Consider the following 14645-nt stretch of genomic DNA (forward strand, 5'->3'; position numbering starts at 1 on the left):
TACACTATTTGTATATTATGCGCATTAAATTAATAGCGCGTTATGGAGGGAAATATTTATGAAACTAAAAGCTCAAAAAAGAGAAAGACTAGGTACGTCTGCTTCTAAACAAGCTAGAAACGACAATAAAGTACCTGCTATCATTTATGGAACAGACGTGGAAACTACTCCTGTCTTGATTGACCGCAAGGAATTCGATGATGTGTTGCGCCAACTTGGACGTAACGCTGTTTTCAACATTGAATTAGATGGAAAGGAAAGACAAGTATTGATCAAACACGTTGATCACTCTGCTCTAAAACCAGAAATTTATAACGTGGAATTAAATGCACTTAAAAAAGGTCAAAAAGTTACTGTTCCAGTTACCATCATTCTGGAAGGTCTTGATGATGTTAAGGAAGGTGTCGTAACCCAAACCTTGAACGAGGTTGAAGTGGAAACTGACCCAGCCAACATTCCATCAGAAATCACGGTGGACGTAAGTGAATTGGTTATTGGAGATACAGTTCATGTATCTGAACTATTGGTTCCAAAAAACGTTACTGTATTGGCTGAACCAGAGGAAACAGTAGTGGTTGTTTCAGCACCGCGTGTTGAAGAAGAAACAGCTGAAGGAGACGCTGAAGCAGCAGAACCAGAAGTAATTGGTGAAAAAGAAGAATAATGTCAAAAAGCCTCGAGATTTTTCGAGGCTTTTTTATTATGTCCAAAATTCATTGAGTTTTAGACATGATTGTGTCATACTTTTATTAGAAAATCCTCATTTGAAAAAGGAGTATCAATTATGGCATTAACTTATCACAGTACACGCGACAAACGCCTAACAGCTACCGCTTCACAAGCTATATTAACTGGAATTGCACCAGATGGCGGATTGTATGTTCCAGCTTACATCCCTAAACTGTCTTCAAATCTAAACGAATTAGCTGAAAAGTCTTACGAAGAAATTGCCTTAGTAGTTTTAAAAGCTTTCCTCAGTGATTTTACTGAAACTGAACTAAAAGAATGCATCACCGTTTATCGTGAAAAATTTACATCGGATGTTATCACGCCGCTTGTCGAAGTAGGCAATAAACAATATTTGGAACTTTTCCACGGGCCGACGATTGCTTTTAAAGATGTTGCGCTGTCTATTCTACCTAAATTCATGACAATAGCTGCCAAAAAGAATAATAACGACAAAGAAATAGTTATATTGACCGCCACGAGTGGTGATACAGGAAAAGCAGCTTTGGTCGGATTCGAGGATGTTCCCGGGACAAGAATTATCGTTTTTTATCCTAAAAACGGTGTCAGCGAGTTCCAGGAACGCCAAATGCTGACTCAAACAGGGGGAAATGTTTCTGTTATAGCCATCGAAGGGAACTTTGACGATGCTCAAAGCCAGGTTAAGGCCTTGTTCGCTGACCAAGGGCTTCGCTCTGACTTGGCAGATCATAACCTGCAATTTTCTTCGGCGAATTCCATCAACATTGGGCGCCTAGTCCCACAAATCGTTTACTATGTGCATGCTTATGCTCAGTTGCTGAAATCCGGTAAACTTAAAGTTGGGGAAGAAATGAATGTTTGTGTCCCGACTGGTAACTTTGGGAATATTTTAGCGGGTTACTATGCAAAACAGATGGGATTACCTATTGCGAATTTGATTGTGGCGTCAAATGAAAATAATGTCTTAACCGATTTCTTCAAATCTGGCTCATATGATCGTAATCGTGATTTTATTCTTACCACTTCCCCTTCCATGGATATATTGGTTTCCAGCAATTTGGAACGGTTGTTATACCACCTTACAAATGAGGACGCAGGTTTGATAAAGGAATACATGACTTCTTTATCTACAGAAGGACAGTATCAAGTGACTGCTGAGATGATGAGTAAAGCAACTGATTTTAAAGCGGGCTTTGCTACTGAAGAAAATGTACAAACACAAATTAAGGCTGTTTATGAGGAATCAGGTTATACGATTGATCCACATACTGCAGTTGCCGCTTATGTAGCTGATCAGTTTCAGGATGACAAACCAATGGTGATTGCATCCACTGCCAGTCCTTATAAATTCCCAGAAGCGGTTCTAAAAGCTTTGGATCCAGAATTCAACATCACCAACTTGGAATCCGCATTAAACAAATTGCATGAATGTGCCAAGCAGCCATTCCCCCCTGCAATCCAAGAAGCGCTTCATGGGGAAATTCTGCATCATACCGTTGTGCCAGTGCAAGCCATGAAGCAAGCGGTAATTAATGAACTCGGGCTCTAAAGTCTGAATATTCGAATATCCATATTTATTCCTCTATAATGGGCTTAGAAACCCAAGGAGGAATTGATATGGATATTTTTATTTTGTTGGCCTTGTTGCTTATTTTTTCTGTTCTACTATTCATTCTTTATCGCATGGCTGCCAAGCATGTAAAATTCACGACCCGTGTTTTTACTGCCCTGATTATCGGTCTTGTTTTTGGAACAATCGTGCAGCTTATTTTCGGTTCCGACAGTCAAACGACAACCACTTTCATTGATTGGATCAATATCGTTGGTTCAGGCTACGTAAGTTTATTACGGATGTTAATAATGCCGTTGATTTTTGTATCAATTGTCGGTGCCTTTACTAAAATTGAACAAACAAAAAATCTCGGTAAAATCAGTGGCTCGGTATTGTTTACTTTACTGGCTACGACAGCTGTTGCCGCATTCATCGGTTGGGCTTTTGTCCTGATTTTTAATCTGGACGGTGCGCAATTTACTCAAGGGGCGGCAGAAGCTGCTAGGATTGAGGCTTTGGCTGAACGCCAAACACAAGTTGAAGGATTAACCATTCCAGGACAAATTCTATCGTTTATTCCAACCAATATTTTTGAAGATTTCGCTGGCTTACGAGACACATCCACGATAGCTGTGGTGATTATTTCCTCGTTTACAGGTTTAGCGTATATGGGGATTAAACGTAAAGAACCTGAACATGCCGCTACTTTTAGAAAAGGTTTGGACGCTTTACACGCTATCGTTATGCGTATTGTAACATTGGTGTTGCGACTAACTCCCTTTGGTATCCTGGCGTTAACCACTCGGATGATGGCGACCTCAAGTTTCCAGGCGATTATCAATTTGGGTATTTTTGTCCTTGCTTCTTATGCCGCCCTCATTGTCGTTCTGCTTGTTCATTCCGCTATTTTGATAAGTCAAAAAGTGAGTCCAATAGCTTATTTCAAAAAGGCCTTTCCAGTTTTGAGTTTTGCTTTTACGGCACGATCCAGCGCGGGGGCATTACCCCTTAATATTAAAACGCAAACGGAAGCCATGGGCGTCGATGATGCTTCAGCAAACTTCTCGGCTAGTTTTGGCGTTTCAATTGGTCAAAATGGCTGTGCGGGTGTTTACCCCGCTATGTTAGCAACCATCGTAGCTCCGACAGTAGGCATTGATGTGACAAGTATCGGTTTTATTCTAACTTTAATGCTTGTAGTCACAATCAGTTCTTTCGGTGTAGCGGGTGTCGGTGGTGGTGCAACGTTCGCTGCGCTTATTGTCTTGAGTACATTAAACTTACCGATTGCGATTGTAGGTTTGGTTATTTCGGTTGAACCTATTATCGATATGATGCGGACAATGATAAATGTGAACGATTCTATGGTTGCGGGTATTGTATCGTCCAATGTAATCGGAGATTACGATAGCTCTATCTTAATGAATCCCGAAGCGACAGTGGAAAGAGAAAGTCTATAATAGATTTAAGCCAGTCCTTGCGGCTGGCTTTTTGTTTGTTTATTGCATATATAAATTCTGGTATGATGATAGTGACTTATAACTGAGGAGAATGATGATGAGAGAAAAAGATATCCGTTACCTAGAGAAATTTTATCAAAAAAATAAAAAGGGACGCTTGGAAGCTTTAATTCAATCAGGGTTCCTGGACGAAGAAAAAGCGGCTGCTTTCAATGATGATTTGGCTTTAGCTCCGGAAATCGCCGACAGCATGATCGAAAACCAACTTGCAACATACCAACTACCTTTTGGACTTGCATTAAATTTTTTAGTTGATGATGTTGCATACGTTGTTCCCATGGCCGTCGAAGAGCCTTCTGTTTTAGCAGCGGCAAGCTCTGCGGCGAAGCTATTTGCTGCTCATGGGGGCTTTCAAACAGCCGTTACTCCCCGAACGATGATCGGGCAAGTTATCTTAACGGAAATTCCTGATTGTCAAAAAGCGATTGCGGTGTTGGAAGACGAGGAAATCGAAATTATTCAGACCGCTAACCAAGCCCACCCTTCCATTGTCAAACGTGGGGGCGGCGCGGATGCGATTGGCGTGAGACATATTGAAGCGGACGTAGCATCAGGCTCCCCTGAATTCTTAATCCTACATCTTTATATTGAAACATTGGAGGCGATGGGTGCCAATATTATTAACACGATGATGGAAGCAATCATTCCTTTGGTTGAAGAATTATCGGGTGGGAAGGCCTTAATGGGAATCCTTTCCAATTATGCGACTGAATGCTTGGCAACCGCGACTTGCCGCATTCCTGCTGATGCATTGGCAAAGGGAAACTGGAGTGGCGAAGAAGTTCGAGATCGCATCATATTGGCTTCTCAAGCGGCAACAGTCGACCCTTATCGGGCAGTGACACACAATAAAGGGATTATGAACGGAATCGACGCTGTGGTGTTGGCGACGGGGAATGATTGGCGTGCCATTGAAGCGGGTGCGCATGCTTATGCTGCTCGAAGTGGCCAGTATCGTAGTTTATCCAAGTGGACAAAAGGTGATAATGGCGATTTAGTGGGTGAGCTTACCCTACCTCTGCCAATAGGAACGGTCGGAGGATCCATTTCATTCCACCCAGGAGCAAAAATGGCGCACGAATTAATGGGACATCCGGATGCAGAAACACTGGAATCGATCATTGTCTCAGCTGGTTTGGCACAAAACTTTTCTGCCATGCGGGCACTAGTCACTGAAGGCATTCAACGCGGACATATGGGGCTCCATTCCCGTTCGCTTGCAATCAGCGCTGGGGCGATCGGCGAAGAAATCGCCATTGTCTCTGAACAATTGAAACAAGTAAAAAATATGAATTTGGCAACCGCACAAGAGATTCTGGAAAAACACCGGAACAGTCGAACCCTTTAACAAAAGAAAGGGAGTGTGACAAAAAGTGGTTCGGGGCTGCCTTTTGTCGCACGTTTAGAATACAGATATTCGTATACAGGAAGGAGGGTGAGACTTTTGTCTCACCCTCCTTCTTTTAATTAGTTTATTGGAATTTTTTTGCAAATTCAGCGAACGTTTCTGCAACTTCTTTCAAGAATGCAGCTGTGTCTTCGTTAGCAACTTCACCGCTTTCCCCTAACAATTCGCCAGCATTACCTATATAAACTTCTGGTTGTTGAAGTGTTGGCATATCCAGGAAAGTCAATGCTTGGCGTAACGCATGGTTTGCCAAAGATGCTGCTAGACCGGATATTGATTGCGAAGCAACCAAAGCTGGTTTGCCAGCCCATACATTTTGTCCCCACGGACGAGATGCAACATCCAGGGCGTTTTTCAAGGCTGCGGGAATACTACGATTATGTTCTGGAGTTGCAAAAATGATTGCATCTTGTGCAGCCACTGATTCACGGAATTTCGTATAGACTTCTGGAGAATCAGCATCATAATCTTGATTATAAAGTGGTAAATTATCAATTTCGAGATACGTTACCTCTGCATCCTCAGGTAGTCCTGCCACAATACCATTTGCTAATGTTTTTGAGAAAGAATTTTCACGAATTGATCCAACTACTACACCATATTTAGTCATCAAAAAACTCCCTTTCTAATGTCGTAATATTGCCTTACATCTATAACATTAACATTTCGAATTAGAAATAACAAGCATGATGATTTGCGATTAGCCAATACCGTAAAAACGTTTATGCTCTTTCACAGCTACTAAACGAACTGGTGAAGCATCTTCTTCAGCTGGTATTGTTAATTCACTGCCGTCTTGCGGTAGCACTTTAGAAAAAATATCCTCGTATTGGGATACTGATATTTGTTTGCGGTTTGCAAATAATTCTTTGATTTTAGTTGTTGGTAAATTTTTTAGATAACCATCTACTAAAGTACCACTAAAAAATTCCCCAACCGCACCTGAACCATAACTAAACAAACCAATCCGATCCCCAGCTTCTAATGCTTCACTTGCTGTCAAAAGCGAAAGTAAGCTTAGGTACAAGGAACCTGTATAAATATTTCCGACGTTGCGGTTTAGCACTGTACTTGCTTGATAGTGATTCATTAACGCTTGTTGCTTTTCATCATCAGTTTCTGTTAATACCTGGCTCAATGCTTTTTTACCCATCTTTGTATAAGGCAAGTGAAAACACAGTGCTTCAAATTCCGATAGCGTACGACCGGTTTTCTCTTTATAAGCTTTCCAGACTTCAGCGAAGAAGGCAACGTATTGTTCATTTGAATACTGTCCATCCACCATTGCATATTCTGAATAACTCGGACGCCAGAAATCCATAATATCGCGGGAATAGAAAGTAGCATCAGCTTCCAATGTTAAAATACGTGGGTTTGCAGTGATAAACATTGCAATAGCCCCACCACCTTGGGTAACTTCTCCACCAGTCGCCAAACCATAGCGCGCAACATCAGAGCCAATGACCAGGGCTGCACGATCTGGGTGAAGTGTTACATAATCTTTTGCCATCTGTAGTCCAGCAGTTGCGCCGTAGCAGGCTTGCTTGATTTCAAAAGAACGGGCATGTGGTTGAATTCCCAATAATTCGTGCACATAAACAGCCGCTGATTTAGACGCATCAAAGCCACTCTCTGTTCCAACAATAACCAAATCAATTTTATTCCGATCCGTATCATTGATAACTTGTAATGCTGCATTCACTGCCATCGATACGATATCTTGGCTCAGAGGTGTAACAGCCATCTGTTCCTGACCGATTCCAACTGTGTATTTGCCTGGATCATCACCACGCTCATTTGCTAATTCAACCATGTCTACATAATAAGGGGGTGCATAAAATCCTATTTTATCTATACCGATATTCATACATTTTCCTCTTTCTATAAGTATTTATTATCATGTTAAAGTGTTTTGGAGTATAAAACAAGCAACTTTACCGATATTTATACAATTTTCAATGTTTGCTATTTTAGATTTTGTTATCCATGTTAAAATAATGGATACGAAAGGAATGATTATTATTAAAATTGTTATCGATAGTGACGCAAGTCCGGTGAAAGATATCGTTATAGAAGAAGCTGGAAAACGCGATTTGATTGTTGTTCTGGTAGCGAGTTATGCCCACTTTTCCAATAAAGTGAATCCTTCACACGTTGAAACAGTTTACGTCGATTCTGCAAAAGAAGCTGCAGATTATCGAATCATGCAGCTTCTTAATAAAGATGATATCTTAATTACCCAGGATTACGGACTGGCTTCCTTAGCATTAGGTAAAAAAGCTATCGTCCTTCATCATAAAGGGTTCCAATTCGATAAAAATAATATTGTTGGTTTACTGGAATCTCGCTATTTAAGTGCACAAATACGAAAAAGCGGGAAGCGTACAAAAGGCCCAAAACCTTTTACTCAGGAAGACGCACAAAAATTCAGGTCACTATTAATTCATACGCTTGCTCAATAATGCCTCAAATTCTTTTTTGCGTTCTGCGAACAATTCCTGATTAAAATCATAGGTTTCAGCTTCTGAGACAGCCTTTAAGCGTTCCATTTTCATGGTCCATCCGGCCAAATCTTGCGCCAAGTTTTCAAAATTATAAGGAAGAAATTCTTGGAAATGAACGATTGTTTTGTCCGGGTCTACTTCCTTGAGATTAAAACTTACCCGTCCTGTAGCCCATTCATAACTGAGAATGGCTTCTTCTACATACTCCAGAAGCGGCATTTCTTCGTAAAAATCGCCTTGTACAAAGGATAGTTTCCCATCCTCTGGTAAATTTTCCGCCTGCATTTCTGGAAACCACTGGATAAGACCTTCTGTAGTAGCCAGTAATTGCCAAACGTTGGATTTTGCTACGTTAATTTCAGTATCAATTATTAATTGTGCTTCTTTACCATTTTCAAATCTATATAACATGACTATTCCTTCTTTCAGCTTTCGTAGGAAAAGAATACCATATATGGAAGAAAACTTCCTTTTAAAAGTATGCGACAAAAAGAGGGTGAGACTTTTGTCTCACCCTCCTTCCTGTATACGAATATCTGTATTCTAAACGTGCGACAAAAGGCAGCCCCGACGCCACTTCACGAATAATGCTCAGATGGCCTGCGACCATCTTGCGCTTATTCGCTCCAGTGATTCGGGGCTAAACGCCTTTTGTCCCACTCCTCTTTAGATTAAGCTGCAGTTTCTGCAACTTCTACTTCTTTTTCTTTCAGGATAATATTCAATAGCAAAGCTACGATTGTCCCAGCAGAAATCCCCGATGAGAATAGACCACTCAAGAAACCTGGTAACCCGGCCGTTACTTCTGGTCGGAAGGAGACACCTAGTCCAACAGCAATTGCCCCTGCACAAATCAGCATATTACGATTATCAAATTTGACACGAGATAGTGATTGAATCCCTGCTGCTGCAACGTTACCAAACATCAGTAATCCAGCTCCACCTAAAACAGGCATTGGCATGATTGAAACCAACGTTGCAAATTTAGGGAACAAGCTCATTAAAATCATGATAAAACCAGCTGCAATCGCAACTTTACGAGAAGCATTTTTTGTCATTGGAATCAAGCCAGCATTTTGGCTGAAAGTTGCTGTTGGGCCTGAACCAAAGACAGGTCCGATCCATGAACCCACTGCATCGGCACGAACACCTGCAGCGATATCTTCATCTTTTAATTCTGTCTTAGTTACTTGACCAAGCGTTTGCATAACTCCAACTGTTTCAATAATTGTTACAAGATAGCCTGTCAAGAAAGGCAATGCGTATTCTAATTTGAATGAAATACCATATTTGAAAATCTGTGGCAATGCGAACCAACTTGCATCACTGACTTGTTGGAAATCAACCATCCCTAGCGGAATACAAATGATGTAACCAATAGCTGCCCCTAACAATACAGCTAGCGGTGCGAATTTTTTACCTGCATAGTGATTGATCAAAACGATAATCAAGAAAACAATAGCTGTAATTGCAAGGTTCATTGGTGCACCGTATGTTGCAGAGCCAACACCGCCTGCTGCCCACTCCATCGCTACTGCCATCAACGTCATCCCCATCAAAGTGATAACGGATCCTGTTACAACAGGTGGGAAAAATTTCATCAATGGTTTAATGAAATAGCTCATACCCAGTTCCAGGAGAGAGGCCAACATCGTCCCGCCAAAATAGGCTGCGATACCGCCCGTTGCGATAACAGAAGCTGCAGGCCCGACAAAAGCAAAGTCGGTACCCATGATCGTAGGCAAACCAGCTCCTACGCGGAAAGCTTTAGGTCCAATCCCTTTTGATTGAATAATTGATACAATACCGGAAACTAATAACGCCGCACTTACAAGATAGGCTGTATCGGCAATACCAAATCCTGCCATTCCAGCAATAACCAAAGGTACTGCTACTAGTCCACCGAATGAAGTAATAACGTTTTGAAAGCCTAGAACTGTTGTCGTCAAGAAATCGGGACTATCGTCCACCCCATAAATTAAATCTGTGTTTTCTGTGTTTTCAACTGTTGCTTTCTTATTAAGCATGACAGTTGGTTTTGTCAATTTCGTTTCCATGTTATCCTCCTAAATACGAACAATTTTATATTTTAAATTTTATTCATTTGTTATTATTAAGAATATGGTTATTATAGACACTCCTAACAGAAATGTAAATAGGCTAAAAACGAACATTGATTGTTTTTTATTAGAGTTCCCTCATAATAGGGGTTTCATATTCTGAACAATGACAAATAGGAGTTTTTGTAAGATAATGGTTATGAGGAATGGAGGAATAAAAGATGTTAGAAGAAATTAGGCTTCAAGTGGAAACAGCTTTACGCGAATTGCTTGCGGTGGCGAAACTTGAAGAAGGAGATATCGTCGTAGTGGGATGTTCTTCCAGCGAGGTAAATAGTGCCAAAATCGGTACTGCATCCAGCGAAGAAACCGGAAAAGTCATTTTTGAGACAGTCCAAAAGGTATTGCGTGAGCATCAACTGCATCTTGCAGCCCAATGTTGTGAGCATTTAAACCGTTCATTAGTCATTGAAAGATCCATGGCGAAAGAATACCGTTATCCAGTAGTTAATGCCGTTCCCCATCTACATGCAGGGGGGAGCTTTGCTACAGCAGCTTATTATGGTATGGAAAATGCTGTTTTAGTTGAAGAAGTTGAAGCGAAAGCAGGCCTTGATATCGGCCAAACATTTATCGGTATGCATATGGTACCTGTAGTCGTACCCTTTCGCTTATCTATAAAAAACATTGGTGGCGCTATTCTTTCCGCTGCCCGCACGCGTCCAAAATCAATCGGTGGCGAACGTGCACATTACAATGAAAAATTAAGCTAAAAAGAACCCCCAAATGAATCACGGAGTGATCATTTGGGGGTTCTTTTATTTGAAATATTCTATAATACTTTCGACAAGAAGTTTTGTGTCCGTTCGTTTTGTGGATGATCAAAAATTTCTTCGGGAGTTCCTTTTTCGACAACCATACCGTCATCCATAAAAATAACCCGGTCCCCTACTTCACGGGCAAATCCCATTTCATGCGTAACCACAATCATGGTCATACCGTTGTTTGCTAATTTCTTCATGACTTGCAACACTTCCCCAACCATTTCTGGATCCAACGCTGATGTTGGTTCATCAAACAACATCATGCTCGGTTGCATTGCCAAAGCACGCGCAATCGCAATACGTTGTTGCTGTCCACCTGAAAGAGACTTAGGATAAACAGTTGCCTTATCCGCCAAGCCCATACTTTCCAACAATTCCATTGCGATTTCTTTCGCTTCAGCGGCACTTTTTTTGTTAATTTCTCTGGGCCCAATCGTAATATTCTCCAAAACCGTTAGATGGGGAAACAAATTAAAGCTTTGGAATACCATTCCCATTTTGGTACGAATGGCATCAATGTTTACTTTCGGCTGATTGATAATGGTTTCCTCAAAAACGACATCTCCCGAAGTAGGCGTTTCAAGCAAATTCAGACATCTTAGTAACGTACTCTTTCCAGATCCAGAAGGTCCAATAATTACAACTACTTCGCCCTCTTTAATTTCTTCATTTATTCCTTTTAAAACTTCTTTATCGCCAAACGACTTCTTTAAGTTAACAGTCTTAATCACTTTGTTTTAACCTTCTTTCATAGATTTCCAGTAGTTTTGTAAAGATGCTTGTCAATACAAAATAGAATACAGCTGCAATTAAGTATGGGGTAAACGGCATGAAAGTTGCACCCGCCACCACTTTCGATTTGAACATCAAGTCCTGCATGCCGATAACGGAAACGATGGATGATTCTTTCATCAATGTAATAAATTCATTACCCAAGGCAGGTAATATATTTTTTAGTGCTTGCGGGTAGATAATTTTACTCATGGCCAAGTTTTGATTCATTCCTATGGAACGCGCTGCTTCCATTTGTCCTTTATCAACGGCCTGAATACCGGCACGGATAATTTCAGCAATATAAGCCGCTGAGTTTAATGAAATCGTAATGACGCCAGACGCGAAGTCAGGTAAATCAATATTTAAGGTATAGAGTCCGTAGTAAATAATGAATAATTGCACCATCAAAGGTGTTCCACGTATCACTTGAATATAGCCATTTGCCAATTTACTTAGTATTTTTTTAGGAGACATTTTCGCTAAAGCCAAACCGGTCCCAAGCAAAACCCCTAAAATAACCGAGAAAAATGATAATGCAATCGTATAACCAGCACCCTGGAAATACAATGGCATGTATGTTTGTAAAAATTCAATAGACATAATCCGTTCATAGCTCCTTCTCAAAAAAAATTTAAATATAAAAAAACCGTCCCTTGCATTTGCAAGAGACGGGTCAAAGTTTTTTAATCCGCGGTACCACTCTAGTTGGTATACACTTGGAATACCCACCTCATTGACATAACGCTTGTTCTGCGGAAGAAGCTACTCAAGGTTCACCTCTTCATCGATAAAGTGCGCTTCAACCAGATTTTTCTATGAGGCTCACACCATTCCCCCACTCGCTTTTAGAAAAAAACTCATTTACTCTCTTTATCATTGATTTTTTGATATTTAATTTTGTATTACTTGAGTATTCTATTTATGTTTTAATTATTTGTCAATACTTTATTTCCATTTAGCTTATGAGCCACAATGAAATCTTCCAAAATAGCATCCAAATCTGGTGTTGTTACTTCTTCCAAATCGTAATGGACACGCGTACAAGGTTTGTTGATGGAGATAATACGTGATAAATCGATTGGCGTACCGATAATAACCGCATCACAATCAGTATTGTTGATTGTTGTTTCCAAGTCTTTTAACTGCTCATCACCATAGCCCATTGCTGGCAGGATATTTTTAACATGTGGATATTTTTCAAAAGTCTCAACAATTTTACCAACCGCAAATGGATGTGGGTCAACGATTTCAGCTGCACCATAACGTTCTGCTGCGACTGATCCTGCACCGATTAACATTTCACCGTGCGTTAAGGTTGGACCATCTTCCACTACCAGTACTTTTTTACCTTTGATTAAATCTGGATTTTCAACTGTTATAGTCGAATCAGCTTTAATGATTGTTGCCGTCGGATTAACGGCTTGAACGTTGTGCTCTACGGTTGCGATGGCATCTTGGGTGGCACTATCCACTTTGTTGATGATGGCAACATCAGCAGTACGTAAAGCAATCTCACCCGGATAATATTTTAATTCATGTCCAGGACGATGTGGGTCTAAAACTGTAATGCTTAAATCAGGCTCATAGAATGAAAAGTCATTATTTCCACCATCCCACAAAATAACATCACAGCCATTTGGATCCTTTTCCGCAGCAGCCAGAATATCAGCATAATCTACTCCTGCGTAAATAACATTTCCACGTGCTACGTGTGGCTCATACTCTTCCATTTCTTCAATGGTACAATGATGTTTTTGTAAATCATCAACCGATGCAAAACGTTGCACACGTTGTGCGTTAAGGTCTCCATAAGGCATCGGATGACGAATCGCAATCACGTTCAAGCCTTTGTTCATCAGTGTTTCGATTACTTTACGGGAAGTTTGACTCTTCCCTGCTCCAGTACGTACCGCAGTTACAGAGATAACCGGTTTATTACTTTTTAGTTGTGTTTTAGTCGGTCCAAGTAACGAGAAATCTGCACCAGCAGCATTTACTATAGCCCCAACGCCCATTACGGTTTCATAATGGACATCGCTATAAGAGAAAACACACTCTTCAACTTGCAACGCTTTAATCAACTGTGGTAATTGTTCTTGTGAATAAATTGGAATTCCGGCTGGATATAATTCACCCGCAAGTTCAGCTGGGTATTGACGCCCGTCGATATCCGGGATTTGCGTTGCTGTAAAAGCTACCACATTGTAGTTTTCATTACCACGATAGTAAGTATTGAAGTTATGGAAATCACGACCAGCTGCACCGATTATGATAATATTTTTTTTAGACATGCTATTTTCCCCCTATTCAGCAGATACTTTCTCTTCCATCAATTTTGTATTTTCATTGTAAAATTCTTCTTTTTTACCGGACTCTTCAAGTTCTGTAAGGATTTCATTGATTTTTTCGACTAACTCTTCATTTCCTTTTTGAACGGCAATTGCAGAAGCATTAGGTGTACTTTCGATTGGTGCTGTTGCGATTGCCAAGTCTGGATTTTGTTTCACATATTGTTCAGCAACTGCATCGACCATCAAAATGCCATCTACTTTTCCAGTTTTCAAAGATAGAATCGCTGTTCCCCATTGACCAACTGATTGTAAGTAATTATCAGGATATGTTTCTTTGATGAAATCTTCTTGGACTGTTGCTTTTTGAGTCGCCCATTTCATATCTTCAATACCTTCAAGCGTTGAATATTTTTCAGCGTCTTCTGCCTTGATTAAAACGACATCCGTTTCTTCGATGTAGATATCTGAGAAATCAACACTTTCTGATCTTTCAGGTGTAGGGTTCATACCCGCCATAATGATATCAGCTTTTCCGGTTGATACCGCTGGAATCAGGCCATCAAAGTCCATGTCCGTAATCTTTAATTCTACGCCAAGTTCATCAGCAATATATTCTGCGATATCAACATCGAAACCAACGATTGTATCTGTTCCGCCTTCAATCAAGTGCCACTCGTATGGCGGCCAGTCAGCTGAAGTTACCATGTGAAGAACGCCAGCTTCTTGAATTTGGGCAATTTTATCGCCTGTAGCGCTTGATGCTTGCGAACTCTCGCTCGTTTCTGCTGTATCTGCTCCACATGCCGCTAAAATTGCTACACTCATAATTCCTACAAAACCTTTAATTAAATTCTTTTTCATTTTTATTTCCTCCTGGGGTATGTTTGTGTGTTTTTTATTTTCTCGATAAAATTATTAATTACTTCAATAAGCTACTTCGTCGCTTCATCATCATGGTTCATTTCCCCTTTGTCAGAAATTATATGCACAAAAAAACCGTCCCC

The 14645-nt window shown here is 40.5% G+C and carries 14 protein-coding genes and 1 other annotated feature; of the genes, 6 read left to right on the forward strand and 8 right to left on the reverse strand.

The annotated features are described in order from the left end of the window. Positions 1-58 precede the first annotated feature (58 nt). The 4 genes from ACTVAI_RS04720 (at position 59) to ACTVAI_RS04735 (ending at position 5128) form a co-directional block, all read left to right on the forward strand. The gene (locus ACTVAI_RS04720) at positions 59-664 is read left to right on the forward strand and encodes a 50S ribosomal protein L25 (RefSeq protein ID WP_443486016.1); all 606 of its coding nucleotides are present in this window, start codon (positions 59-61) and stop codon (positions 662-664) included. A 120-nt stretch (positions 665-784) separates the two neighbouring features. After that, a complete protein-coding gene (gene thrC, locus ACTVAI_RS04725) occupies positions 785-2257 on the forward strand; it encodes a threonine synthase (protein ID WP_443486017.1) in 1473 nt (490 codons plus the stop codon). 68 nt (positions 2258-2325) lie between these two features. After that, a complete protein-coding gene (locus tag ACTVAI_RS04730; RefSeq protein WP_443486018.1) occupies positions 2326-3720 on the forward strand; it encodes an L-cystine transporter in 1395 nt (464 codons plus the stop codon). A gap of 97 nt (positions 3721-3817) precedes the next feature. Continuing rightward, positions 3818-5128 (forward strand): hydroxymethylglutaryl-CoA reductase, degradative, encoded by a 1311-nt coding sequence (locus ACTVAI_RS04735; protein WP_443486019.1) that lies wholly within the window; start codon positions 3818-3820, stop codon positions 5126-5128. A 124-nt stretch (positions 5129-5252) separates the two neighbouring features. On the opposite strand, the gene ACTVAI_RS04740 is transcribed toward ACTVAI_RS04735, so the two are convergent. Both ACTVAI_RS04740 and ACTVAI_RS04745 read right to left on the reverse strand, forming a co-directional pair. Then, positions 5253-5798, reverse strand: coding sequence for an NADPH-dependent FMN reductase (locus ACTVAI_RS04740; RefSeq protein ID WP_443473915.1), 546 nt, complete (start codon positions 5796-5798; stop codon positions 5253-5255). A gap of 90 nt (positions 5799-5888) precedes the next feature. Next, positions 5889-7055 (reverse strand): hydroxymethylglutaryl-CoA synthase, encoded by a 1167-nt coding sequence (locus ACTVAI_RS04745; RefSeq protein ID WP_443486020.1) that lies wholly within the window; start codon positions 7053-7055, stop codon positions 5889-5891. Between the two features lie 154 nt (positions 7056-7209). On the opposite strand from ACTVAI_RS04745, the gene ACTVAI_RS04750 reads away from it, so the two are divergent. Continuing rightward, positions 7210-7650, forward strand: a complete 441-nt coding sequence (locus ACTVAI_RS04750; protein WP_443473950.1) for a YaiI/YqxD family protein — start codon at positions 7210-7212, stop codon at positions 7648-7650. Here the strand turns inward: ACTVAI_RS04750 and ACTVAI_RS04755 are convergent. Then, the gene (locus tag ACTVAI_RS04755; RefSeq protein ID WP_443473913.1) at positions 7627-8103 is read right to left on the reverse strand and encodes a hypothetical protein; all 477 of its coding nucleotides are present in this window, start codon (positions 8101-8103) and stop codon (positions 7627-7629) included. The genes ACTVAI_RS04750 and ACTVAI_RS04755 overlap by 24 nt on opposite strands. Before the next feature lie 260 nt (positions 8104-8363). Further along, positions 8364-9749 (reverse strand): uracil-xanthine permease family protein, encoded by a 1386-nt coding sequence (locus tag ACTVAI_RS04760; RefSeq protein ID WP_443486021.1) that lies wholly within the window; start codon positions 9747-9749, stop codon positions 8364-8366. Between the two features lie 224 nt (positions 9750-9973). Between ACTVAI_RS04760 and ACTVAI_RS04765 the strand changes: the two genes are divergently transcribed. Continuing rightward, complete coding sequence (locus ACTVAI_RS04765; RefSeq protein WP_443486022.1) at positions 9974-10525, forward strand: TIGR01440 family protein; 552 nt, start codon at positions 9974-9976, stop codon at positions 10523-10525. A 59-nt stretch (positions 10526-10584) separates the two neighbouring features. Here ACTVAI_RS04765 and ACTVAI_RS04770 read toward each other — a convergent pair whose 3' ends face one another. The 4 genes from ACTVAI_RS04770 to ACTVAI_RS04785 all read right to left on the reverse strand — a co-directional run bounded on the left by ACTVAI_RS04770 (position 10585) and on the right by ACTVAI_RS04785 (position 14502). Then, positions 10585-11307, reverse strand: coding sequence for an amino acid ABC transporter ATP-binding protein (locus tag ACTVAI_RS04770; protein ID WP_443486023.1), 723 nt, complete (start codon positions 11305-11307; stop codon positions 10585-10587). Further along, positions 11300-11950, reverse strand: a complete 651-nt coding sequence (locus tag ACTVAI_RS04775) for an amino acid ABC transporter permease (protein ID WP_443486024.1) — start codon at positions 11948-11950, stop codon at positions 11300-11302. Before ACTVAI_RS04775 ends, ACTVAI_RS04770 begins: the two co-directional genes overlap by 8 nt. A gap of 61 nt (positions 11951-12011) precedes the next feature. Then, positions 12012-12236, reverse strand: a binding site (T-box leader). Between the two features lie 40 nt (positions 12237-12276). Beyond that, complete coding sequence (locus tag ACTVAI_RS04780) at positions 12277-13641, reverse strand: cyclic 2,3-diphosphoglycerate synthase (protein ID WP_443486025.1); 1365 nt, start codon at positions 13639-13641, stop codon at positions 12277-12279. A gap of 12 nt (positions 13642-13653) precedes the next feature. Next, complete coding sequence (locus ACTVAI_RS04785) at positions 13654-14502, reverse strand: transporter substrate-binding domain-containing protein (protein WP_443486026.1); 849 nt, start codon at positions 14500-14502, stop codon at positions 13654-13656. Between the last annotated feature and the right edge of the window lie 143 nt (positions 14503-14645).

This window comes from Jeotgalibaca sp. A127, assembly GCF_052266745.1.
Lineage (GTDB): Bacteria > Bacillota > Bacilli > Lactobacillales > Aerococcaceae > Jeotgalibaca.